Source organism: Desulfovibrio piger (assembly GCF_951793255.1).
In the GTDB taxonomy this organism is placed as follows: Bacteria; Desulfobacterota; Desulfovibrionia; order Desulfovibrionales; family Desulfovibrionaceae; genus Desulfovibrio.
This window is the reverse complement of the sequence record NZ_OX636706.1, coordinates 3,052,686-3,075,245: the sequence shown is the minus strand read 5'-3', so window position 1 is coordinate 3,075,245 and position 22,560 is coordinate 3,052,686. Positions and strand designations below refer to the sequence as shown.

Genomic DNA, 22,560 nt, shown 5'->3' with positions numbered 1-22,560 from the left:
CTGGAAAGTCATGAAGAAGTATCAAGGCGCATTCATCAAAAATGAGCGGGAGATCGTCTGCCTGCGCGAGGCCAACCGTATGGTGGCCAACATCCTGGATGCCATCGGCGACATCGTGAAGCCGGGCGAAACGACCATGCGCTTTGAAGAACTGGCGCGCGACATGTGCGCCGATTATAAAGTGAAACCGGCCTTTTTGGGCTATTACGGCTACCCCTACGCCACATGCTGCTCGGTCAACGAGCAGGTGGTCCACGGCTTCCCCTCCCCGCGGCTGCTTGAGGAAGGGGACATCGTCAGCGTCGACATGGGCGTGGTCTTTGAAGGTTTTGTGGGCGACGCTGCGCGTACCTTCCCTGTGGGCAAGGTGAGCGAGGAAGCCTGCAAGCTCATGCGCGTCACGGAGGAGAGCCTCTATGTCGGCATCGAGCAGGCGCGTGCCGGTAACGATGTCTATGCCATCGGTATGGCCGTGCAGAACTATGTGGAAGCCGCCGGTTTCAATGTCGTGCGTCAGTATGTGGGCCACGGAGTTGGCGCCAAGATGCACGAAAAGCCGGAAGTCCCCAACTATCACCCCGGTGGCCGCGGGCTGACCCTGCGTAACGGCATGGTCATCGCCATTGAGCCCATGGTCACCGCCGGCAGCTACGAGGTGGACGTTCTGGAAGACAAATGGACTGCTGTGACACGCGACCGCCGCCTGGCTGCGCATTTTGAACACAGTGTAGCCATTACGCCGGACGGGCCCCGGATCCTGAGCATTTCGGACCGCGGCCTGAACCGGACGACAATTGGTTGTTGACAGAGCAGGTAAAGATGGATAAAGGTTTCTGTTCCCGCTGCTAATGAGCGGTGAGCAGCCGTATTGACCGGGTTTGTGTTGTGCTTCCGGCAGCGGCAAACCTTGGTCACGCAAAGCCGGATGGCTTTGCCACTCATTGGAGACGAATCATGAAAGTCAGACCTTCCGTCAAAAAAATATGCCCCAAGTGCAAGGTGATCCGGCGCAAGGGTGTTCTTCGAGTTATCTGCGAAAACCCCCGGCACAAGCAGCGCCAGGGCTAGGGCAGGAGACGTACTGTGGCGAGAATTGCAGGTGTTGATTTGCCTCGTGGCAAACGTGTGGACATTGCGCTCACCTATATCTATGGCATCGGCCGTGCTACGGCCCTGCAGATCCTGAGCACCACCGGTGTGAACTGGGAGCGCAACATTGATGATCTTTCCGCCGACGAAGTGAACGAGATCCGTAAGGAACTCGAGCAGAACTACAAGGTGGAAGGCGACCTCCGTCGCGAGATCTCTACCAATATCAAGCGCCTCATGGACATCGGCTGCTTCCGTGGCCTGCGTCACCGTCGCGGCCTGCCCGTGCACGGTCAGCGCACCCACACCAATGCGCGTACCCGCAAGGGTCCCCGTCGCGGTGTGGTGGGCAAGAAGAAGTAGGGCGCATTCCTTTTCACGCGAATTTAGCCAGATTGAGGTAATATCATGGCCAGACCCAAGAAAGTGGTCAAGAAAAGAGAAAAGAAGAACGTGCCCGTGGGCATTGCCCACATCCAGGCTTCGTTCAACAATACCATCATCACCTTTACGGACACTCGCGGCAACGCCATCAGCTGGGCCTCTTCCGGCCAGAGCGGTTTCAAGGGTTCCCGCAAGTCCACCCCCTTCGCTGCCCAGGTTGCTGCCGAAACTGCCGCCCGCAAGGCTCAGGACAACGGCATGCGCACCGTGGGTGTGTATGTGAAGGGCCCCGGCTCCGGTCGTGAAGCCGCCATGCGCGCCATTGCCGCTGTTGGCTTCCGGGTTGCTTTCATCCGCGACGTTACGCCCATCCCCCACAATGGTTGCCGGCCGCCTAAGCGCCGTCGCGTGTAGTTGGCTGCCCGAGAGGCAGTGGTAATCAACGCAAGAGGATTCTTCAAATGGCCAAATATACTGAAGCCAAATGCCGCATTTGCCGTCGCGAGGGCTGCAAGCTCTTCCTGAAGGGCGACCGCTGCTTTACCGACAAGTGCGCTTATGATCGCCGTCCCTACGCTCCTGGCCAGCACGGCCGTGCGCGTAAGAAAGTCAGCGAATACGCTGTCCAGCTGCGCGAGAAGCAGAAGACCCGCCGCAGCTACGGTATCCTGGAAAAGCAGTTCCGCGGATACTTCGAAAAGGCTGAAATGCAGAAGGGCGTCACCGGTACCAACCTGCTGGTGATCCTGGAACGCCGCCTGGACAACGTGGTGTACCGTCTCGGTTTCGCCAACTCCCGTAACCAGGCCCGTCAGCTGGTGCGTCACGGCATCTTCACCCTCAATGGCCACAAGGTGACCATCCCCTCGCTGCAGGTGCGCGTGGGCGATACCATCGAAGTGCCCGAAAAGAACCGCAAGATCCCCGTTCTGGCCGAAGCCCAGGAAGTCATCGCCCGCCGCGGTTGCCCCGCCTGGCTGGAAGCCGACGGCGCCGCTTTCAAGGGCACCGTGAAGGCTCTGCCGCAGCGTGACGACATCCAGTTCCCGGTCAATGAACAGCTGATCGTTGAACTTTACTCGAAATAAGCGGGGGCTTCATGCTTATCAAACAGGGCGAACGCCTTATCAATGCGCGCAACTGGAACGAGCTCGTCAAGCCCGACCAGATCCTGCGCGACGAAGACACGGCCAGCAGCACGCACGGCAAGTTTGTTTGCGAACCGCTGGAGAGAGGTTACGGCACCACCATCGGCAATGCCATGCGTCGTGTGCTGCTTGCCTCCCTGCAGGGTGCTGCCTTTGTGTCTGTGAAGATTACCGGCGTGCAGCATGAGTTCACCACCATCCACGGCGTCCTCGAAGACGTGACCGACGTGGTGCTGAACATCAAGCAGGTGCGTCTGCGCATGGACACGGACGAACCGCAGCGCCTGACGCTTCGCGTTGACAGCAAAGGGCCTGTTACGGCCGCCCAGATTCAGGCCAATCAGCATGTGACCGTGCTCAATCCTGAACAGCACATCGCCACCCTCACCGAGGACGTGGTGCTGGAGATGGAATTTGAAGTGCGCATGGGCAAGGGCTATGTGCCTGCCGACATGCACGAAGGTCTGGCCGATGAAATCGGTTTGATTAAGCTGGACTCCTCCTTCTCGCCGGTTCGCAAGGTCGCCTACGCTGTGGAGCAGGCTCGTGTGGGTCAGATGACCAACTACGACCGCCTGATCCTCGAAGTGTGGACCGACGGCTCGCTGACCCCTGAAGATGCCATCGCGTACAGCGCCAAGATCATCAAGGATCAGATCTCGGTGTTCATCAACTTCGATGAACGTGTGTCCGGTGACATGCGTCACGGCAGCAGCGACAGCGGCGAGACCAACGAGCATCTCTTCAAGAGCATCGACGATCTCGAGCTTTCGGTGCGCGCCACCAACTGCCTGCGCAGTGCCAACATCGCGCTGGTGGGCGAACTGGTGCAGCGTTCCGAGGCTGAAATGCTCAAAACCAAGAACTTCGGCCGTAAATCTCTGGACGAGATCAAGGAAGTCCTGCACGACATGGGCCTTGATTTCGGCATGAAGGTTGACGGTTTCGAAAAGAAATATCAGGACTGGAAAAGGAAGCAGCAAAATGAGGCATAGCAATTCCGGCAAAAAACTTTCGCGGACGCCTGCGCACCGTAAGGCCCTGTTGCACAATCTCGCCAAGGCGCTGCTTATCCACGGCCGCATCCGCACCACCGAAGTGAAAGCCAAGGAACTCCGCGGCGTTGTCGAGCCGCTGATCTCCCTGGCCAAGCGCAACGACCTGCACGCCCGCCGTCTGGCTTACCGCGTGCTGTGCGACTACGCTCTGGTTAAGCGCCTGTTTGACGAAATTGGTCCCCAGTTCGCCGGTGTGCCTGGTGGTTACACCCGCGTGATGAAGCTGGCCATGCCCCGCAAGGGCGATAACGCTCCCATGGCCATCATCGAACTGACCCGCCTGCCTGAAGCCAAGACGGAAGCTCCCGCCAAGGCTGAAAGCGCCGAGTAGTTCCGATGACCGTGTCCGGCTCCGGCCGGACGAGGGAAAAGGATACAAGGGCCCCCGCAAGGGGGCCTTTTTGTGTTTTGGGGAGTAGCCTGGCAGGGGAGGAGGACGTCCTCCTGCAGGGGGCTTGCTGCCCTTCGGGGGTCCTCCGTTCCGTATGCATGCCGGTAGCCCGGCCGATATATGCGGCAAGACGAGGGGATCCCCATCCCTTTCGGCGCCTCCGTACGGCCGTGCATCAGCCCGGAGCCTGCATCTCCTACGCGCTGTCCGGAAAGTTTGGCGCTCCACGACAACACAGCCTGTGCACCCACATGCCTGTACTGACCGACAGCCCCTATCCCTTTTTACATACGCTGCAGGGTTCCCGTTCCCTTGTCCTTCTTGGTTCTCACGCCGGAGGCAGCCGGCAGATCCATAGAGCAGGGCAGTCTGGTGGAATATCTCTCTCCCTCACGTCTTTCTGGGTTCTTTATGAGCGCGTTTTGAGGGGAGTGGGGGAGTTTGAGGGGGCGAGGGGAAGCTTTTTGGCGCAAGGAAAAGTTCCCCTCGCCCCCTCAATACTATCAAGCAGCCATCCACTGACCTTTGTCGTCCCCTCTCTGTCATGACTTGCCAGCAGGGGGGCTTTCATGGCATGGACGGCCTGTGCCTGTGCGGCATCCTTTCATTTTTCAACAAAGCGAGGTTCATCATGAAGTTGCTGGAAAAGGCCCGGGCCGCCGGCTGAGCGGCAAAAATGGCTCCAGGGGCCCTGGAGCAGCTTTTGCGGGGCCTCGCGCCCCGTGGATCGTCGGATCTGGAGCAGCGCGTCATCGCCGGGCGTGCCCGCAACGAGGATGCCGTGGTCGTGCGCATGCCGGCGGGCAAGGCCATCGTGCAGACCGTGGACATCCTGGCGCCCATCGTCAACGATGCCTTCTGGTTCGGCCGCATCGCGGCCTGCAATGCCCTGTCGGATGTCTACGCACTGGGCGGGCAGCCCTGGTGTGCCATGAACGTGGCGTTTTTCCCCACCTGCCTGACCGAGAACGACCCGGAGAACATCCTGGCCAATATCCTGCGCGGCGGCATGGATGCCCTGGAAGAAGCCGGGGCCGTGCTGGCCGGCGGGCATACGGTGCAGGATGACGAACTCAAGTACGGCATGGCCGTGACCGGCATCATCGATCCCGATCATGTGGCCGCCAATGACAAGCTGCGGCCGGGCCTGCGTCTGCTGCTGACCAAGCCGCTGGGCACGGGCATCCTGGCTACAGGCGTCAAGGCACGCTGGGACGATCATGAGGAAAGCGAAGCGCTGCTGCAGCGCTGGTGCGGACGTCTCAACCGTATCCCCGGGGAGGCCATCGCCCACTTCCGCATCCCGGCCGCCACGGACATCACCGGTTTTGGCCTGGGCGGGCATCTGCTGGAGATGGCGCAGGCCTCGGGCGTCTGCGTATCATTGCAGACGGAAGCCCTGCCGCTGCTGCCCCACGCTCTGGAGTATGCCCGCATGGGCCTCATCCCGGCGGGCAGCCATCTCAACCGCACCCACTGCGCTCCTGCCGTGGACGTGGCTCCTTCGGTGGATGAGGCGGTGGAGAGCATCGTATTCGATGCCCAGACCTCGGGCGGTATCGTGCTGGCCGTGCCGGGTGAAGAGCTGGCCACGGTGCGTGACTGGCTGGAGGCCAGGGGCGAGATGGCCGTGGAGATCGGTGAAGTGCTGGAGGCGCGTCCCGACGGCAAGCGGCTGCTGCTACGCTAGCGGGGGAGGGGAGATCCGGGGAGAAGACTCTCCCTTTCTCATTTCCCAAGCTCTCTCTTTCCTCCACGCCTCCCATCCTCTCCGCATGTATTGCAGTGGGAGGGAAGCATCCCGGAAGAGAGGCCTCCCGGCAGTTCGCCAGGCGGCAAGATCGGGCCCCTCCGGGACTGTTGCCGTTTCCCGTTTTTCCTGCTGTCCGGTACTGAGGGGAGGGCTGGCCGAGGCTTGCGGGAAAGTGGTGTCTGTGGTATAAAAGTTATCTTTGCGAGAGTGGCGGAATTGGTAGACGCACTGGACTTAGAATCCAGCGGTTTATCCATACGGGTTCAAGTCCCGTCTCTCGCACCATCACAGTTATATCAACACCTTATACAAGACCAAGGCCCATTGGAGCATGGTTGTTATACCACGCAGGTTAAGCAACCATCTGCAACCAATGGGCCTCTTGTTATACAAGGTGTGAACACCACCTCATACCACAGGCTTCGTCTGACAGTCTTCTCCAATGCTATTCTTCCACTTAGTGCAACCTAATCCCCAAGAAGGGTGGCTGCATGGCGTAGGTCAGAGGGAGAGAAGTGTGCGTAACGAGCTGTGGTCGTTATGCTCGTGTGCCCCATCCACTCTTTGATGATAGGCATGGACACCCCCGCCTGCGACAAGCGGGTGGCGCATGTGTGGCGGAGCATATGGGGAACGAACTGTGGGTCATCATCCATCCCCATATGGTAGCGGAGGATGTCCCACGGGCGACGCAACCAGTCGTTGCTGCCCATGGGGAACAGCCTCCCCGTCCCGCCACAGGCCTGCATCCTGCGCTCGATGATGGGACGTATCCGGCCCACGATGGGGACCGTGCGGGGATGGTGGTTCTTGGTCTTCCATGCCGTCAGGGTGCCCCGTTCGAGGTCGATGTCCCGGCATTCGAGACGCCACAGTTCCCCGCAACGGAAGCCCGTATAGAGCAGGCAAAGGATGGCATCCCGCACGTCCTGCGTGGCCGTGGCTTCGAGGATGGTGAGCATCCGGGCCTCTTCCTCTGGGGAGAGGAAGCGGATGCGATGCTCTGCCTCCCGGCGCTTGGGCATCTTGGGCATCTTCTCCAGCTTGCCCCGCTCGAAGGCCGTCCGCAGGATGCGGGACAAACAGGACAGCTTGCGGTTCACCGTGCCGCCGCTGTTGCCCCGCTCGTTGAGCAGATGGGCCACGAAGCGGTCGATGTCATCCAGCGTGATGTCCTGCACCGGCGTGTCTGCCCCGAAGAAACCCAGCACTGCCTTGCTGTTGATGAGCATGGTCTTGTATGCGGGCTTGCCGGCCCAGACCACCTGCATGGTGCGCTCTGTGGCCTGCTCCAGCGTCCAATCATCCCGGCTGGTATCATCGCCAGCCCCGGCGCTGTTCGACGGGGCAGAGGCCGCATTGCGGAGCGCCTCGCGGGCAAGGAGGGCAGCCTCCAGCGTGGCGGCGGTCTTGGTCCGGCGCTTGCCGCCCACGGTCACGTCCACGATGTAGCCGGAGCGGTGAGGACGGATGCCCCTGGGCAGGGTGATGGCGTTGTCGTTCGCCTTCTTCCTCTCCTTCTTCGTCGTGGTCGCCATACTACATCCCCTCCGTGCTGTCATCCCCGAAGGGGTCCTGCCCATTGCCGGACAGGAGGCCCGTCAGCTCCAGCCCGTCCATACCGTAGAAGGCTTCCCAGTCATTGATGATGTCCGCTGTGGTCTGCATGATGATGCTCTTGTAGGTGGGGTGCATATCTGTTCTTCCTTATATCGTTGGCTACATGTGGATGAGGACCCAGACGAGGAGGACCTGCCCGCCGTAGAGGAGACAGGCCCCCATGAAAAGGCGCATGGTCACTGGTCTCCCTTGGAAAAGAGAAGGCCGCCCATCCGGTGAGGGACAGGCGGCCAAGGTGTGGGGTGGTGTAGGGCCGGAGAGGCTGAGAGGGTTAGAGGGCGGTCCGGGTCTTCTTCCGGGCCAGCGTCCCGTCTTCCCAGAAGCGGGCCAAGAGCTGCTGGCCCTTGGGTTCCACGGTGATGATGAGGCGTCCGGTGAGGTAGTCGGTGCGCTCGGAGAAATGGGAATCACGATAGGCGGCATAGACTTTGTAGCCGTTGCCCTTCCTGTAGATGACCCCGGCCTTTTCAAGGCTGGGCCGGACAAGGTTCAGGTTCACGTCCCGGAAGCGGCGGCAGAACGTCAGCAGCTCCAGCTTGCGCGGGGCCATGACGGCATCATAGGTGCGGGCCTTGGGCGTGGCGACCTCCAGCTCGTGTTCCGCCTTGGCACGGGCCGCCTCCGCCATCCGGCGCTTTTCCCGCTCGGCTTTCAGGTTCGTGGCCAGCATGATGAGGGTGTCGGGGTCGGAGAGGGCCTCTTCCAGCTTGGCCGGGGTGAGGTAGCCCCCGTGCTTGCGGATGGTGGGCAGGACTTCATGCGTGATCCACCGCTTGAAGGCTTTGGCTTCGGGTTTGCGCGAGCGCAGGACGAGGGAATACAGGCCCGCCTCGGAAATGATTGACATTTCTTGTTTTCCGCCAAGGGTGTCCATACTGTGGACACCCTTTTCATCTTCATCCAAAAGAGCCAGGCTTGTACGCGGATTGCCAAGCTCCAATATCTGCGCCACGTCCCGCGCCACGAACCACGGTTCCCCATCCCGCATCAGGCCGCGCAGGATGGCCCCGGAGACCGGTTCCCTGAACTCGTGCGGCTGGTCATTGTGGGCGGATGAGGTGGGGACGGTCGGGGCATTACTGGTGGCGTTGCTGATGGGAGTTGTGGTGGTGATGATGGCGGCCATGTTCGTTCCGGTTTCCATGATGGTCCTCTGCTGTGGTTGATGGGATGTGGAAGGAAGATGGTGGGCCAAAAAAAGTGGTCGCTTTTCTTCCAATAAGTGCAACTTAACTAATTTTTTAGTTATATTGACCTACGAAAAAAGCAGCGCACCGAACAGGCCAAGGAACATCACGGCAGCCAGCAAGGTGATGTTGCACAGCGTCATCAGGACTTCGGCGATGGTGGGCGGCATGATGGGCCTCCTAAAAAGTGGCGGGCTTTGTGTAGGGAGCATACATGGACAGCCAGTGCTGGCCGATGACGTAGCCCACATGCAGGACCTCTCCGCTGGCGGTATCCTGGTACATCTTGGCGATGCGGCCCCCGCCCACCTTCTCGCGCAATTCCTTGACGGTAGAGGCAAAGAACGTGTCCCCGTACTGGTCGATATAAAGAAGCCGCTTCCCGTTCATCGTCATCATTCCCCTTGTGTTCCATGTTGTTTGCTTGTTTGGTTATGACTTTGACCAATCAAAAAGCCCGACAATGGGTAAACATTGCCGGGCCGATGATGGGACAAAGATGGGTATTGGCATGACTATTCCTGATAGCCGAAGGAGGTGTGTCTGTACCGGCCGTTCTTGAGCTGTTCCGTATGGAAACAGTCGAAACGGACGCAGCGGCGGGACGTAGAGCGATAGACCCATTCAGGGACGCGCTTGCCGTTGACGAAATAGTAAGGATTGCTGAAGCCTTCCCCTGCCGTCATCTTGAGTTCAAAGATACGCATGGTGTGTCTCCCCTCCGGTCGCTTCCTAGCTTTGCTTCTTCTCGAAGCCGGGCAAGTACAGCATCATCTTGCGATACGGCTTGTTTGCCCAGCGTTCCTTGTGGAATCGCTTGAAGGCGGACAGGAGGTTTTTCCAAAAAGCGCCCGCTATCTTGGCTGTATCGATATAGACGTAATCGTATTCCGGCACGGGGTACGTGTTCGTTTCATCCATCGCATCCCTGTAGGCTTGGAACAGCATGTCCCCAAACTGGTCCGTGCGGCGGGAAAAGTAGTTGTGCAGAGCATCTGTAGGAGCGGCATCCATCAGGAGGCGCAGGGTATCAGGCCATGCCTGTTCTTCCCATTCCAGTTCCACCTGGGAGACCAGTCCTTCATTGAAGACAGGGTAATCGGACAGGGCATCCATGTTTTCCCGAAGGTCTCCGGCCATATTGATAAAGGCGGTCCTGCCTCCGAAAGCGCCCGGCACCATGACGACATCATAGTCAGAAAAGTCATCATCATAGTGGCCAAAGGAGATATGCTTTCCACATAAGCGGACACGCTGTGAGGGCATGACGGAGATGTTGCGCTGTCTTTCAATCCAACGGAGATTGGCACAGGCGACGGAGCCGCCCCCGCCATAAGGGCCGAAAGTGAGGCAGGAATCAGTGGACCAGTGATTTCCATAGGTATCGGTATAGGTTTCCATGATGTCGCTCCGTAGTTGTGTCTTCTGCTGTAAAAAAGGGAGGCCGCCCATCCGGTGCATCGGACAGGCGGCCATGCTGTGACGTGGTCGCGTGTGATAGGCTGTAGCAGCCTAGCAGGTGCGGAAGACATGACCGCTATCAGACATGTGATAGTCGGTCATGAAAAGGTCTCTGGCGAAGGCCTCATAGTCAAAATAGTTGAGCAGGAAGTCAGGAGCATCCGCGAGCATCCCGGTATCTTCGACCAATTCTTCCGCGAACTCCCGTTCACTTGCAAAGCGGCCCACATACGCATCTTCAAATCCTGCCTGAAAGGCATCATCAACATCATGGATGTCCGTAACTCCCATGTATCCCGCATAGGCTTCTATGGCCGCCGTGTCCCCGTCGAAGTCGTCGCACAACGCCGACAGGACCTCATATGCCTGCCAGAGGTTTGCAAGCCCGCAATATTCGGGCAGAGAGAATCCGCACCAGCCTTCATAGTCATGGATGGCCCACTCTTCGGCGGGCTGGCCGGGTTCGGCCTTGGCGGTCGGAGAGGTGGCCAGCATGGCGGCAATGGCGGCGCGGAGGTCGTCAAGGTCGATGAGCTGGGCAAAGTCAATCCAGGTGCCATGCAGGATGCCCGCATTGTAGTCGGACAGGGAGGCCACATAGATGCGGAAGGTGTCGGAACTATTTGTATTGGTAGGCATGTTATATGCTCCCGTTTGTCTTGGTGTGTATGGTTTGATTTTTTGCAATAGAAAAGCCCGCCTAGGATGAGACCTAAGCGGGCTTTGTGTTTGGTGAGGTGTGGGATGACTAGCGAGAGGAGAGGAAAGCGGCAATCAAACCAACAGCCCCAGCTACGCCAATAAGAACGAAGACCCATATCATGGTGGAACTCATTTCCTCACCTCTTGGCAAAATAGGTTATAAGCGCCCCAAGGAATAAAGCGCAAAAAGCAACGATGATTGAATAGGTGGCATCCTCTTCCTTGAAAACAGCCAAGCCAACACCGACAACGGCTAGATTTGAAAAAAAACCGGCCATGTAATCAGCCAGTTTTTCAAAAGGCTTTCTGTTCTTCTCCTGCATGTCATTTTTCTCCTGTTTCACAATCCGACAATTTTTGTTTTGTGTCAATCATGGTGGCTGACATTCAATCCATCAGTAGGCAGGACAAGCGCCGGATGCTGTGCGAAGCTATGGACGACGTAAGGTTGAGCTTTCTTTGAAATGCTCTGTCTTCCTATGCAACAGGCAGTTGATTAAGGCGGCAAGTGTGCGCTTGCCCTGCGTCAAATGGGTTGAAAACATGATGTCTGTTTTTCTCTTGGTTTCCTTATGTGTTCCCTATGGCCACACGGCAGAGGCTCCAGATTGCTTGTCCGTGTGGGCGGCCCGGCGTACCGGCGGATTGTGAAAGAACTTTATCCAGTTATCTGGATAATAAGGCGAAAAGAAAAAGGACTTGCGTCCCTGGGCTTCTCTCGCCCTCGCAAGTCTTTTTTATCCGAATGTCTGGATAAAAGTCAAGATGTTTGGATAATATTTTTTATTTCCTGCTAACTCCGCGGCTTCCTTGACCTTTTGGTGAAATTTTCTTTTGCTCAAGTACCCAAGTGGCAGGAATGAGCCACACTGTGCCTACACGAGAGGCAGGGATTGTCCCTTGTGAGCATAGCCGGGAAACGTAAGAGCCATCCCTGTAGCCTAGCTCTTCGGCGGCTTCGGTAGCCGTGTAGTATGTTCCGTGTAATTCTATAGGCATTGCGTAGTCCTCAAAGAGGCTGGGATATGGATGATGTATTTTTATGGTGGGGCTGTTTTAGTATTCTATACCGTTGATTTTCAATAGCTTTTCGAGCTCTTTTATCTGCTCTTTAAGGTCATAAATTTCAAAATTATAAACACATAGATATAAAAAGAGAAGGACTAAAGCAATTTTACATATTATCCATTTTGATTCTAGCCCTCTCTTCCTAGCTTCTTGATAGACGACTCCCCAAACAGGAAGAGCGGCAAGGCAAGAGATTAAGAACATCCCGACTATAGATTCAATGTTTTTTATCAGGCTTTCCATAGTGTCCCGAATAGATGTTTCTAAAATTGAAAACGATTTTCACAAAGTGTAAAGAATCCTGACATCATGCTTTCAGGCAAGGCAGAATAACAAGGCAAAGACAAGGCCAAGTCAAGGCCACGACAGGGCCGGAATACCAAGCCCAAGCCGTGAAAGGGATTTACAATCCATCGCAAAGCAAGGAATAGCAACGGTTTGCCGGCTTTGGTTGCGGCCTTGGTTGCATATATAGAGGTTTTGGCAGGGCAGGCCGTCCTTTCTAATAAGCTTTGAACAGGCTCAAATGACCTTGGGCCGATGGGGGAGACAGGCTCTCTACACATCGTGTAGGGCTTTCAAATTTTTCTGCCAAAAACACCCCGGTGCCACCCTGGATTCCGTTCAGGCCCCCTAGGATTCCCCCGGTGCCACCCAGGATTCCCACAGTGTCCCCCTGGGAACCTCTCGCTCCCATGAGCCAGCCAGCTCCAGAGACACTTCCGAGGTACTTCAGAGACACTTCAGTTCTCCTTCCGTCCCTCTTTCGCTGCCTTCAGCCTGACTTTCCACACTGCTTCCGTCTCTCTGTCTGTGAGAGCAGGGGAATATTTTATCTTGGATAACTATAGAATGTCAATGGGATAGGGATGTTGCTACAGTTTACTAGAGTTATTCTTATTTGAAGATGCTCTATCACAATCATAAAAGAAAATCTTATCAGAACCTTTAATCAAGAAGAGCTAAGGGAATGTTTAGGGAAAGGATAGGGGATTCTTTAGGGGGTCCCTTTTCCCTTCCTCCAAGAAGTGCAACCTAATTCTAAGACCATGATTTTCTTCTTATTATGATGAATCAAGGATGGAGCAGGGAGGAACCATGCACCTGGGGAATCGACCTCCTGATGCTGCATGGCCCCTCCTTCTCCTCCTCTTCCTTCTTGTCCGGGCAGATATTCTGCCTAGGCGAATCGACCCCCTGCCTCAAAGCAGGGAGGTCTTTACCTGTCTGCTCCGCCCACCCCGAAGTAGGGGAGGTCTTGGCCCATCAGACCAGCCTTTCCACCCCAAAGTAGGAGAGGTCTTGGCCTATCTGGCCCACCGCCTTGCCCCGCCTCCGAAGCGGGAGCGTGTCTGGGAAGGGATGCCGCCTCGTCCTCCAATCCTCCCGGCCCCGGAGCTGGACGACCTGCTGTCACCCACGGTGAACGAGCTGAAGCTGAACAGCATGTCCACGGGCTGGATGGCCGCCGTCAGGGCATCAGGCCCGCCGGAGACCGTGACCTTGTTCCTGCTCAGGCTCAGGCTGCCGGCATCGTCCCACGCCTTCAGTTCTTCCAGCAGGAGCTTCTCGTTGCGCTGGACCATCTTTTTGTCCGCGTCCTGCCCCATCATCTCGACCCAGTAGTTCACCGCCATGGCGAGGCAGTCGAGGCGGTCGTCATGGGAGAGGGAGCCCCGGTCGCGGGTGATGCGGGACATCTGGTAGAAGAGCTGATACTTCAGGGCCTTTTCCACCGGCATCCCCTTGGTGCTGTCGTAGTCCCAGACGACCACGTTCCTGTCCACCACCAGCTTGTGCTGGCGCATGACGGGCTCCAGGGTGTCGATGATGCGGGCCTCCTTCTGTTTGTTGTGCTTCACCTCCTCGATATGGCAGGGGTAGTCGCGGGTGAAGTAGGGGCCGATGAGCCGGGTGAACATGCCGTCACCGAAGTTGGCCTCGATGACCACGCTGTTCACCTGCTGTTCCCTGGCCAGCTTGACGATGGCCTTGAGGGTCTCCTCGGAGTAGCCGTCCGTGTAGGCCCGGATGGCCGTCAGGTAGAGGAAGCCGTTGAGCATCTTCAGCACCACCACGGCGGTCTCGTCGCTGCCCCTGCCGGAAGGGTCGATGGCCATGACGGCCCCGGTGTACGGGACCCACGAGCCGGCCAGGAATGCGGCGGAATGATACCTGTCGCCGTTCAGACCGACGCAGGGCAGGTCGTTGATGACGTTGCCCACTCCCGACGCCCAGATGGGCTTTTCCGGGACATCTGAGGCCCCGCAGCCCATGATGATGAGGTCGGCAAGTTTCAGGGGATACCGCTCGGCATCCGAGAGCCGGGTATCCAGCATGAACTGGAGCTGGAAGCCGGCACGGCCATAGGACAGCTCGCGCTCCAGGAGGTCGTCGTCCGAGAAGCGGCGCGGGTCCGTAGTGGCCCCAGACAGCCCGGAACCGGCCTCCAGAGCCTTCAAAATGAAAGGCGCGAGTGTTTCCCCATAATTCACCAACTGGTCCTCAGAAGGGAACCTGGCGGGCCAGACGCGGACGCTGTAGCCACGGTCGGGCAGGGAGTTGTAGAGGCTCTGCTCGGTCTGGGGGGTGCCCAGATAGATGATGCGCCCGCCGGGCTTGAGGATGGCGTCGAACTCCTTGACGGCCTCGGAGAGCTTGTCCCGCATCATCTGGGTGTAGGAGTTGTTGGGCACCTCGATGTCGTCGGCGATGATGATGTCGGCGCGGCCCCCGGTTATCTGGCTGAAGATCCCCTTGCTGGTGACGCTGGGGGCCTGGTCGGGCTTGGCCGGGGCCACGTCGAAGGAGAGCTTGGAGCATCGCTGTTCCGTCCTGGGGATGAGGCATTGCAGGGCGGGGATGTCGTTGATGAGCCGCAGGCAGAACGAGGTGAAGTTGTCGGCCCTGTCCTTGGATGCCGACAGCACCATGAACTTGAGCTGGGGGTCCATACGCAGGCTCCAGACCACGAAGGCCGCCGTAATCCAGCTCTTGCCTACACCACGGAAGGCTTCGGTCACGCTGCGGCGCGGGCCGTACTGGAGCCAGCGGGCGATGTCGAGCTGGACCGGGGTGGGGTCGGGCAGGCCGAGGTGACGCCAGACCAGGACGAGGAAGGTGCGGAAGTCCCGGAGTTTGTCCGGCAGGGGAGTGAACTTGGGGGATAGGGGAGTGCTGTTTGCCATGGTTCGTGACCTCAAAAAAAAATCCCCGCAGGTGCCGCAAGGACACCCACGGGGATGGTCGAAGGTTCTGGGGGATGGTCGCTAGTTGAGCAGACCGGTGCTGTCCTGCCCGTCCATGTCGTCATCGAACGAGGGCAGGTTCTTGGTGATGTCGTTGATGACGGGGTTCTCGCTGCCCACGCAGTCGATGCCGTTGTCCTTCAGGAATTGCCTGATGACGTTCAGCTCGCTGGAGGTGAGGGCTTCCCCGGAGTTGAGGCGGGCACTGAAGTATTGGGAGAGCAGGCCGTGGAGGCCCGCCAGCTCGGCTTCGGTGCCGCGTTGGTTGCGTTCGGACATGGTGGTCGTTCCTTGGTGTCGCGTGTTTGTCGTGTGGTCCGGCGGAGGAGGGGACGAAAAAAGCCCCGTCTCCTTCGTTTGCTTGAAAGAGGCGGGGCCTTGCTGTAAAATCGTCGGCGGTATGTCGTTCCCTTGCTGTGTGTCCAAAGGCAGAGAGACACCAACAAGGAGGGATGCCCATGAACCAGGCGTTCATGGATTTTTGCGTCCAGGTCCTTGCAAACCTGTTCGCTGAAGTCCTGAAACGGCTGCTCATGAATGAGTTCTAGCCGTCACACGATGGATATGGAAAGGCCCCTGACGGCGGGCCAACGCTATCAGGGGCTGTCCTCAATAACCGTAACCGGCAAGGGACGGCTCCCGTAGTGGGAGAACACATACCCACAATCTCTGCCGGGGCGGAGGGTGTTAGCAGCACTCTCCGCCTTTTGTGTGTCTGTCAGTAGCAATACCCTATAAATTACCGTATGGCAATATCTACACTTTCAAGGCCAGCGCCACGGCCCCGCCAAGGGCCGCAGAGGTGATGGCCCAGATTATCCTGTCCGTCCACTTGCTGTTTCCCTTGCTCCTGGCCTGCTCCAGCTCCACGCTGCGGAGGCGCTCGTTGATTTCCTTCAGGGAGTTGCGGGTGATGATGGCCTGCTCCTCCAGGGCCGCATTGGAGGCCAGCAGGTCCTTGAGGTCGCGCAGGGTGTCCTTGATTTCCGCCAGAGCGGCGTTGAGGACCGAGATGTCCCCTTCATGCTGGCAGGGGTGGGGCGGGACCATGGGGGCCGGATATTCAGGCCTGGGCATCAGTCCCCTCCTTCCCTGACATCGCAGACACAGCGCAGTTCGGGCGGGAGCTGGCGTCTGCGGCGTTCGCTGTCATAGGCGGAACGGCAGTGGTCCTCGTCCCCGAACAGGGCCGCGAGGGTATCCAGCCAGCGGCAGGGCCAGGAGCGCACGTCATCTTTGTGCCAGCGCCAGCAGCGGGAACTCAGCGTCTCGTCGGGCCAGCCGTCCAGCAGGGCATTGAGGAGCTGGTCGCAGGCCACCAGCAGGCCGTGCAGATAGGCGGGCATCAGATGGCCTCCACGTCTTCTACGGTCTGCGCGGCGGCCACGGCAGCTTTGCGCTGTCCACCTTCGGCCATTTTCGTTGCCTTGTGGTTCAGCGCGGCCGCATAGATGGGCAGGAAGGTCTCGGCGGTCAACTGCAAGATAACCAGGTCGCCTTTGCTGTCCGCCGTGTGGTTACGGTAGGCATTCCAGGGCGTGGTTGTGGGGATACCGCCATCGCTGGCCGTCGCGAGCTGCATGGACACAGCCGCGTCGGCGAAGTTCTGCTGGTCAAAACTGTCGTAGGAGAAGTGCAGCAGCTCCGGCACGCCAGTATCCGGCGGCGTGGCCTCGCACTCGAAACCCGCCAGGATGGCTGCCGAGGTCTCGGCGTCGATGACGGCCAGCTTTCGGGCCTTCACGTTCTCCAGGGAGTTGTAGGCTTCCTCGGCGGCTGCTGCTTCGGCGGTCAGCCGTTCTTTCTCCGTTTCCCACAGGGCCACGAAGGGGGCCACGCGCCCGGCGTAATCATCGGTGGAAAGCTCCTCGTTGGGCAGGCCGTTGCCGGGCTCCACATGGCCCGCGCCATCGTGCCACTGGAGGGCATGGAAGGTCTCGGATTTGATGCCGTCCAGGAACAGCACTTCCCCGTCCACAGAGATGATGCCGTCGGACGGGATGACGGTGACGTGTGTTTTCATGCTAGACCACCTTGATGAAGAAGTTCATGGCGAGATGAGGGTCGGTGTGCGTGCCGGATATCGACCCGGACAGAGGATGCGTGTGGGAGCCGTTGCCGCCCGTTGCGGAAGTTCTGGAACTGCCGCTGTCGTATAGGTTCCCGCTCTCCATATACCGTCCTTTAGTCGATATGACGGCAGAGAACGGGTGCGTGTGGCTGGGCATCTGCGTTGTACTCAGCGTCGTGGCCCCGGTACTGCCGGAAAGTTCCACAGCGACATCTTCGCTGCCGCCTTCCGTGCCTTCGGGCTCGGCTTCGCTGGCACCGCGGACATAGCGGCCCCGCAGGTCAGGCACGGTGCCGTCCTTGCCGTCGCTGCCGCCGTCGCAGAGGATCCATTCTTCGCGTGCCTGCTCTTCTCCGGGCATGACGGCCCGGCGTCCGTCACTGCCGCCCGGCGTCGCGCCCCAGATGGGGACGGGCACGAAGGGCGGGAACATGTCCCAACAGTCAGGTCTGGGCACCCAGCTTGCGTCCAGCGTGCCGTCTTCCCCGGCCTGGGGCACGGTGTTGGCCGCCGCCGTGGTGCTGGCCAGCACACCGCCACGCTGCGTGGTGGTCGCCTTGCGGACACGCAGGCTGCCATCCTCTCCCAGCTCCAGCCCGTCCTCGTCGCCGGTCTGGGGCATGACCTTGCCTGCGATGGAAGGGGTGGCGATGGGGACAGTATCCGAGGCGGCCTTGGCCCACTCTTTGGCGCTCTTGCTTTCGGGGTCGTCAGGGTCGGGCGGGGTAGGGGATTCTGCCCATGCCTTGGCCCGCTCCGTCCAGTCTTCCGCCTGCCGGGCGCTTTCTGCGGCGGCCACTTCGCTGGCTTTGGCATCCGCCTCGCTTCCCTTCGCGGCGGCCTGGCTGGCCGCTGCGGCGTCCCGGCTTTGGGCGGCGGCCACTTCGCTGGCTTTGGCATTGGCCTCGCTTTGGGCCGTTTTCTGCTGGAGGTCCCGGAGGGTGGGCAGCATGTCCGTGGAATACTGCCGGTAGTTGACGGCATCGTCAGGGTCTTCGGCAGGTCCGACGTTCTTGATGGGAAGGCCGCGCATGTCCCATTTGTTGTCGTTGTCGATGGTGGGGGAGCCTTCCAGGGCATCATAGGCTTCCTGGGCGATGAACAGGAGTTGCCGGGTGTTCTGGTCGAGGTCCTCCTCGGAGAGGACAGAGCCGTCATGGAAATCCACCACGGCTTCTTCTTTGTCCGTATCTCTGCGGATGCGGATGATGGCCCCCTGTTCGGGAGGCATATCGAACTTGATGCTGGATTCGGAGAGCCATTCGATACGCTCTGCGGGGACCTCTTCGGCATCGAGGAAGACGTGGATGTCTTCCTGTTTGATGAAGGGGAAGGGGACGGTGTAGATTTGGGTGGAACCGTCCCCCGTGTAGGTCACATACGAGTAGGCCATATGTCGTCCTTTGGGTAAAAGAGAAGGCGGAGGAAGATCGTTCCCCCGCCTGTCGGTCACTGGATGAGTTGTTGCAGGAGGCCCTGCTGGTTGTCCTTCGTCATGGCCCCCCGTCGGGAGAGCTTTTCCGTTGCCTGTTTCCGCCTGACCTGCTCCAGCAGGCCGGGGTCTTCGGCCAGCATCGTCCGCTTGGCCACTTCCCGGTATCTGTCGATGATGCGGTTGAGCAGGACGCTGCGGGGCGATTCTTCCCCCAGCGGGGCATCCCCCTGTACGCGGCGGGCCTGGTCATAACGGGGATGGGCGATGGTCTCGGCAAGCGCGTCATGGAGGGTCTTGCCGGAGATTTTGATGGTGCCGTGGAGCCGGCAGAAGCGGGAGTATTGCTCCGGTGTCAGCGCGACGCCATGAATGGCTTTTTCGGGCTTTCCGAAGACGGCTTCACCAAGGCGCAGCAGTTCTTCAGTGACGGCATCGCCGCCCACCTTGCTGTTGAAGGGCTTGGCGTAGCTCACAGGTTCCCCTGTCAGCCAGTTGTAACGCAGCGGGACCTTGTCAGAGGTGAAGGGCGTGGCGTTCAGGACTTGGGCCGTGAAGCCGTCGGCCTCACGCTGGAAGGTATCCGTGTGATAGTCTTTCATGAAGCGCAGGGAGCCGGAGTAGGGCACGAACGAGGCGGTGGTCCTGCCGAGGTAGTCATCGAGGCCGCGTTCGGGTTCGTTGATGGCGGTCACGGCATCGGCGATGCCCTGGAAGTAGGACTTGTCCTTCAGATGCTCGGTGACGGTCATGAGGCTGGTCATGGCCAGCCGCATCCATACCGGGTCGCTCTGGGGGGTGGAACTACCTTCCTTGATGATTTCCTTGCCATAGACGGCCAGGTCGGCCCCCATGCCCACGAGGAGGCCGAAGGGGTCGAAGCGGCGGTATTCGTACCACTTGTCCCCGATTTTGATGGAGTAGGGCTTGATGTTGTTCTGCTTCCACCATTCCTTCAGCCTGGGGTTCTCAGGCGGTCTGCCCGTGATGGTCCCTTCGAGGGCAGCCGAAGCGGCCCAGCCCATCATCATGCTCCCCACGGCCAGCCTGCCGAGGGCTTCGGCACGGGCTTCCCCGCCGGCGCGTATGGCGGCATGGAAGCGCCGCGTGAGCAGGGAGGCGGGCGTATGCCGGATGGCATCATGGAAGAGGTTCATGGGGGTCCTGATGAAGGGGACGATGAGGCGGACGGAAGGATGGCGCGAGGCGAAGGACTGGATGTCCTTCCCGAAGCTGCCTTTTTCCAGCTCGCTGGTCCAGGTGCTGTCGCGGGAGAAGTCCAGGGCGCGTCTGGCCAGGGTGTTGTCGGCGGGAGTGCCGCGCACCGTGAAGGCATCGTCCATGCGGGCGGCGATGTATTCGTCCACCTGTTTGCCCTTGAGGCCTTTGGTGAGGGCTTCCTCGGCAAGGTCGGCAGTGAGCTGGCCACGGAAGGCCGCCTGCTTGAAGAACTCGTCTTCCGCCAGCAGGAGCCGGGTGGGGATGCGGGTGGCCGTGCCTATCCAGCCGATGGCGCGGGCCATCTGTTCCTGGCGGGGCGTCAGCTCGCCTTCGGGCCTGTCCTTGAGCAGGGAGTTTTTGATACGCTCATAGGTCAGTTGATGGGTGGGGGCATCCAGCCGCGACCTGGAGCTGTCGAGGATATTGTCCCCAAGCCGCCAGGCTTTGGCGGCCATCTTGAAGGCATACATGCTGCTGCCCCACATGCCCTTGGCAAGGTTGATGCCGGAACGTACCTGGGCCATGTCGCCGCTCAGGGCACCACCGACGATGCGCTCGACCGGCTTCATCACCGTCGTGTTGATGCCGGTGCCCACCATGTTCACCAGATGGGTCATGGGGCCGGAGAGCATACCGTTGATGCGAATCTCGTTCACGGCATCGAAGAGGTTCACGCCGGGGCGGAGCTGTTGCAGCATACGGGAGCGGGCGGCCACGGTATCGCTGGCCAGGAGGTCGCGGGCGGCCTGCATGAGCTGCTGGGGCTCGATGCCGGATTCCAGCAGATAGCGGGAGGCATCGTCTTCCGTCATCTTGTCCACGGCCTTCCAGTCCTTGATGATGAGCCCGTCCCCGTCGGGGGCAGGCGCACCGGGCTTTGCGGCGACCGTGCCGACGATGGCGGAGGGCTTGTTCGTCCTGGTGTTGGGCGAGGCCATCTTGTCGAGGAAGGCTTCGTCCGTGGGGCCTTTGCCGAGGATGTTGGCGGATTTCTCCTCGGTCATGAGGATGTTCCGGCTGTTGAGCAGGCGACCGGACACGGTGCGGAGGTCGCCGTTGACGACGATGAACTCCTGGAGGTTGCGGGCCAGCATGTCGAAGCTGGCCTTGTCACGCTCCGAGGCCGTGCCGTTGATGATGCGACGGGCCAGAGGGATGGCCGCATCGGTCATGTTGTGCATGAGGGCGCGGACTTTCAGCACCACGCGCTCCGCTCTCTGGATGTCTTTGACGGCCTGCTTGCCCTGCTGGAAGAACATCTCGCAGGAGAAGCCCATCTTCTCCACATCCTCCCTCGCGCTGGCGATGAGTTCCTTGTGGGCCTGCGGGCCGGCGGCCTTGAGCTGATGGTCCACCTGGGCGTCACTGAGCTTCAGGAGCAAATCGGAGCCGGAGGGCTGCTGGAAAATCTCCGTCTGGAGATTGATGTTGTCCGTGATGGGCCAGAGGGCTCGCCAGTCCGCTTCCATGGCCTGCTTGGCCGTGTTGAGGGCCTGCTGCGAGGAGAGGAGCTTGTCCCCGTCCCTATGGGCGGCGGGAGGACGCTGGCCGGGCTTGAGGATGACCACGGGCATCTTGTCGGCAGGAGCATCGGGAGACTGGGCCGGGACCGCCGCTTCGCCGGTCTGGCTAGGCGCTGCCCCGGTGGGGGCTCCTTCTGCCGGCTGGGCCGGTGCGCCGTCAGCCGCCTGGCGTTCCTGCATCACGCTGTCCAGATGCTCCACGTCCTGCTGATACTGCCGCATGGCCGCCTTGCTCTCTCCGCTGGAGAGGGCCTTGCGTCCGCTGCGGAGGCAGCGCAGCCCGGCGATGAAGGTATCCGTCGCGATGCCGAGACCGGCACCTTCGACGGCCATCTTGAGCATGGCCTCCGGCACGGTGTCGTCCGGCCTGGCTTGCAGGAAGTCGGTGATGGGGCCTTGCAGCTCAGGGAACTGCTCCACGAAGTTGGAGAGCCGTTCCTCCTGGCGGTCGAAGAAGACGGAATCCACCACGGCCCCTTTGCCGAGGCTGGCGAACGCCGTCCGTGCGCCGGAGGCGACGGAGGCCCCTGTGGAGAGAGCCTTTCCGGCAAGGCCGGTCAGAGCGAAGCCGGTGGCCCACTGGGTGAGGCCCTTGCTGACCTCGCCCACGAGGGTCTGGGAATCATATTCCCCGAAGCGCAGCGGGGCCTTGTGCTGGACGAATTTGGCCTTGTCCCAGCCTTCGGTGAGTACCTCGGAGACGAACCTGCCGGTACTGTAGGACAGGTCCAGGACACTGTTCACCGCATCATACGGACCCTGACCTGCGGACATGACCGCATCGCCAAGGTCGAAGACGGGCTTGCCGTCCCCTTCGTCCTCGACGGTCACATCGGCGGTGATGGCCCCGGCATCGTCAGGCTCTTCCATAGCCGCGAGGGCTTCGGGAGAGACCGTGGCGGTGGGGGAGTCCTCGGTCATGGCAGCGATGGCTTCGGGGGAGACCGTGGCAGGGGCCTCTTCGGACATGGCCGCGATGGCCTCCGGGGAGACGACAGGGGGCTCGGCGGGGGACTGGGGCTCCCCATCCAGTTCGGAGAGCGTTTCGGGCGAGGCCCCGGCTCCGGGCACGGGGCTTTCAGCCGCGGGGGCCTGCATCTGGTCGGCAGGCTCTTCCGGCAGCGGCGCGGGGGCAGGGGACTGCGGGGTGCCTTCGACCCCTTCGACCCCCTCGTTCATGACAGGGATTTCAGGCATGGGTGCC

At 60.0% G+C, this 22,560-nt stretch carries 23 protein-coding genes and 1 tRNA gene; 9 read left to right on the top strand and 15 right to left on the bottom strand.

Features of this window, described 5'->3' with window-relative positions; genetic code table 11:
• Window positions 1–10 precede the first annotated feature (10 nt).
• The 9 genes from map to Q4I12_RS13790 all read left to right on the top strand — a co-directional run bounded on the left by map (window position 11) and on the right by Q4I12_RS13790 (window position 6,108).
• Entirely contained in the window at window positions 11–805 is a 795-nt protein-coding gene (map, locus tag Q4I12_RS13830) for a type I methionyl aminopeptidase (RefSeq protein ID WP_302262071.1), read from the top strand.
• Window positions 806–954: 149 nt separating this feature from the next.
• On the top strand, window positions 955–1,068 hold the full coding sequence (gene rpmJ / locus Q4I12_RS13825; RefSeq protein WP_005027799.1) for a 50S ribosomal protein L36: 114 nt from the start codon (window positions 955–957) through the stop codon (window positions 1,066–1,068).
• A gap of 15 nt (window positions 1,069–1,083) precedes the next feature.
• The gene (gene rpsM, locus Q4I12_RS13820; protein WP_040369828.1) at window positions 1,084–1,452 is read left to right on the top strand and encodes a 30S ribosomal protein S13; all 369 of its coding nucleotides are present in this window, start codon (window positions 1,084–1,086) and stop codon (window positions 1,450–1,452) included.
• 45 nt (window positions 1,453–1,497) lie between these two features.
• Window positions 1,498–1,887: a 30S ribosomal protein S11 gene (gene rpsK / locus Q4I12_RS13815; protein ID WP_006008449.1), complete on the top strand. Its 390-nt coding sequence runs from the start codon at window positions 1,498–1,500 to the stop codon at window positions 1,885–1,887.
• Window positions 1,888–1,934: 47 nt separating this feature from the next.
• Window positions 1,935–2,561 carry a 30S ribosomal protein S4 gene (gene rpsD, locus Q4I12_RS13810; protein ID WP_006008451.1) on the top strand — a complete coding sequence of 209 codons (627 nt, stop codon included), beginning with the start codon at window positions 1,935–1,937 and terminating at the stop codon, window positions 2,559–2,561.
• 11 nt (window positions 2,562–2,572) lie between these two features.
• The gene (locus Q4I12_RS13805) at window positions 2,573–3,616 is read left to right on the top strand and encodes a DNA-directed RNA polymerase subunit alpha (RefSeq protein ID WP_006008453.1); all 1,044 of its coding nucleotides are present in this window, start codon (window positions 2,573–2,575) and stop codon (window positions 3,614–3,616) included.
• The gene (gene rplQ / locus Q4I12_RS13800) at window positions 3,606–4,010 is read left to right on the top strand and encodes a 50S ribosomal protein L17 (RefSeq protein ID WP_006008455.1); all 405 of its coding nucleotides are present in this window, start codon (window positions 3,606–3,608) and stop codon (window positions 4,008–4,010) included. The genes Q4I12_RS13805 and rplQ overlap by 11 nt, the downstream gene beginning before the upstream one ends.
• A 691-nt stretch (window positions 4,011–4,701) precedes the next feature.
• The gene (gene selD, locus Q4I12_RS13795; protein ID WP_300645450.1) at window positions 4,702–5,760 is read left to right on the top strand and encodes a selenide, water dikinase SelD; all 1,059 of its coding nucleotides are present in this window, start codon (window positions 4,702–4,704) and stop codon (window positions 5,758–5,760) included.
• 264 nt (window positions 5,761–6,024) lie between these two features.
• A tRNA-Leu gene (locus tag Q4I12_RS13790) sits at window positions 6,025–6,108 on the top strand.
• Between the two features lie 182 nt (window positions 6,109–6,290).
• Here Q4I12_RS13790 and Q4I12_RS13785 read toward each other — a convergent pair.
• The 15 genes from Q4I12_RS13785 to Q4I12_RS13715 all read right to left on the bottom strand — a co-directional run bounded on the left by Q4I12_RS13785 (window position 6,291) and on the right by Q4I12_RS13715 (window position 22,553).
• Window positions 6,291–7,361 (bottom strand): tyrosine-type recombinase/integrase, encoded by a 1,071-nt coding sequence (locus tag Q4I12_RS13785; RefSeq protein WP_302262065.1) that lies wholly within the window; start codon window positions 7,359–7,361, stop codon window positions 6,291–6,293.
• Between the two features lies 1 nt (window position 7,362).
• On the bottom strand, window positions 7,363–7,518 hold the full coding sequence (locus Q4I12_RS13780; protein WP_302262064.1) for a hypothetical protein: 156 nt from the start codon (window positions 7,516–7,518) through the stop codon (window positions 7,363–7,365).
• Window positions 7,519–7,714: 196 nt separating this feature from the next.
• Complete coding sequence (locus tag Q4I12_RS13775) at window positions 7,715–8,587, bottom strand: BRO-N domain-containing protein (protein ID WP_302262063.1); 873 nt, start codon at window positions 8,585–8,587, stop codon at window positions 7,715–7,717.
• Between the two features lie 223 nt (window positions 8,588–8,810).
• Entirely contained in the window at window positions 8,811–9,020 is a 210-nt protein-coding gene (locus tag Q4I12_RS13770) for a hypothetical protein (protein WP_302262061.1), read from the bottom strand.
• Window positions 9,021–9,145: 125 nt separating this feature from the next.
• A complete protein-coding gene (locus tag Q4I12_RS13765) occupies window positions 9,146–9,337 on the bottom strand; it encodes a hypothetical protein (RefSeq protein WP_302262059.1) in 192 nt (63 codons plus the stop codon).
• Window positions 9,338–9,362: 25 nt separating this feature from the next.
• Window positions 9,363–10,031, bottom strand: a complete 669-nt coding sequence (locus tag Q4I12_RS13760; protein WP_302262057.1) for a hypothetical protein — start codon at window positions 10,029–10,031, stop codon at window positions 9,363–9,365.
• A gap of 111 nt (window positions 10,032–10,142) precedes the next feature.
• Entirely contained in the window at window positions 10,143–10,730 is a 588-nt protein-coding gene (locus Q4I12_RS13755; RefSeq protein WP_302262055.1) for an antirestriction protein ArdA, read from the bottom strand.
• 200 nt (window positions 10,731–10,930) lie between these two features.
• Window positions 10,931–11,116, bottom strand: a complete 186-nt coding sequence (locus Q4I12_RS13750; RefSeq protein ID WP_279136281.1) for a hypothetical protein — start codon at window positions 11,114–11,116, stop codon at window positions 10,931–10,933.
• Window positions 11,117–13,168: 2,052 nt separating this feature from the next.
• Entirely contained in the window at window positions 13,169–15,049 is a 1,881-nt protein-coding gene (terL, locus tag Q4I12_RS13745) for a phage terminase large subunit (RefSeq protein WP_302262053.1), read from the bottom strand.
• An 81-nt stretch (window positions 15,050–15,130) separates the two neighbouring features.
• Entirely contained in the window at window positions 15,131–15,388 is a 258-nt protein-coding gene (locus tag Q4I12_RS13740) for a DNA packaging protein (protein ID WP_302262052.1), read from the bottom strand.
• A gap of 477 nt (window positions 15,389–15,865) precedes the next feature.
• A complete protein-coding gene (locus Q4I12_RS13735; protein ID WP_302262051.1) occupies window positions 15,866–16,186 on the bottom strand; it encodes a hypothetical protein in 321 nt (106 codons plus the stop codon).
• Window positions 16,186–16,455, bottom strand: coding sequence for a pseudouridine synthase (locus tag Q4I12_RS13730; protein WP_302262050.1), 270 nt, complete (start codon window positions 16,453–16,455; stop codon window positions 16,186–16,188). Before Q4I12_RS13730 ends, Q4I12_RS13735 begins: the two co-directional genes overlap by 1 nt.
• Complete coding sequence (locus tag Q4I12_RS13725; protein WP_302262049.1) at window positions 16,455–17,132, bottom strand: DUF4376 domain-containing protein; 678 nt, start codon at window positions 17,130–17,132, stop codon at window positions 16,455–16,457. The genes Q4I12_RS13730 and Q4I12_RS13725 overlap by 1 nt, the downstream gene beginning before the upstream one ends.
• A gap of 1 nt (window position 17,133) precedes the next feature.
• Entirely contained in the window at window positions 17,134–18,573 is a 1,440-nt protein-coding gene (locus Q4I12_RS13720) for a phage tail fiber domain-containing protein (protein ID WP_302262047.1), read from the bottom strand.
• Between the two features lie 56 nt (window positions 18,574–18,629).
• Entirely contained in the window at window positions 18,630–22,553 is a 3,924-nt protein-coding gene (locus Q4I12_RS13715) for a hypothetical protein (protein WP_302262045.1), read from the bottom strand.
• Window positions 22,554–22,560: the final 7 nt, after the last annotated feature.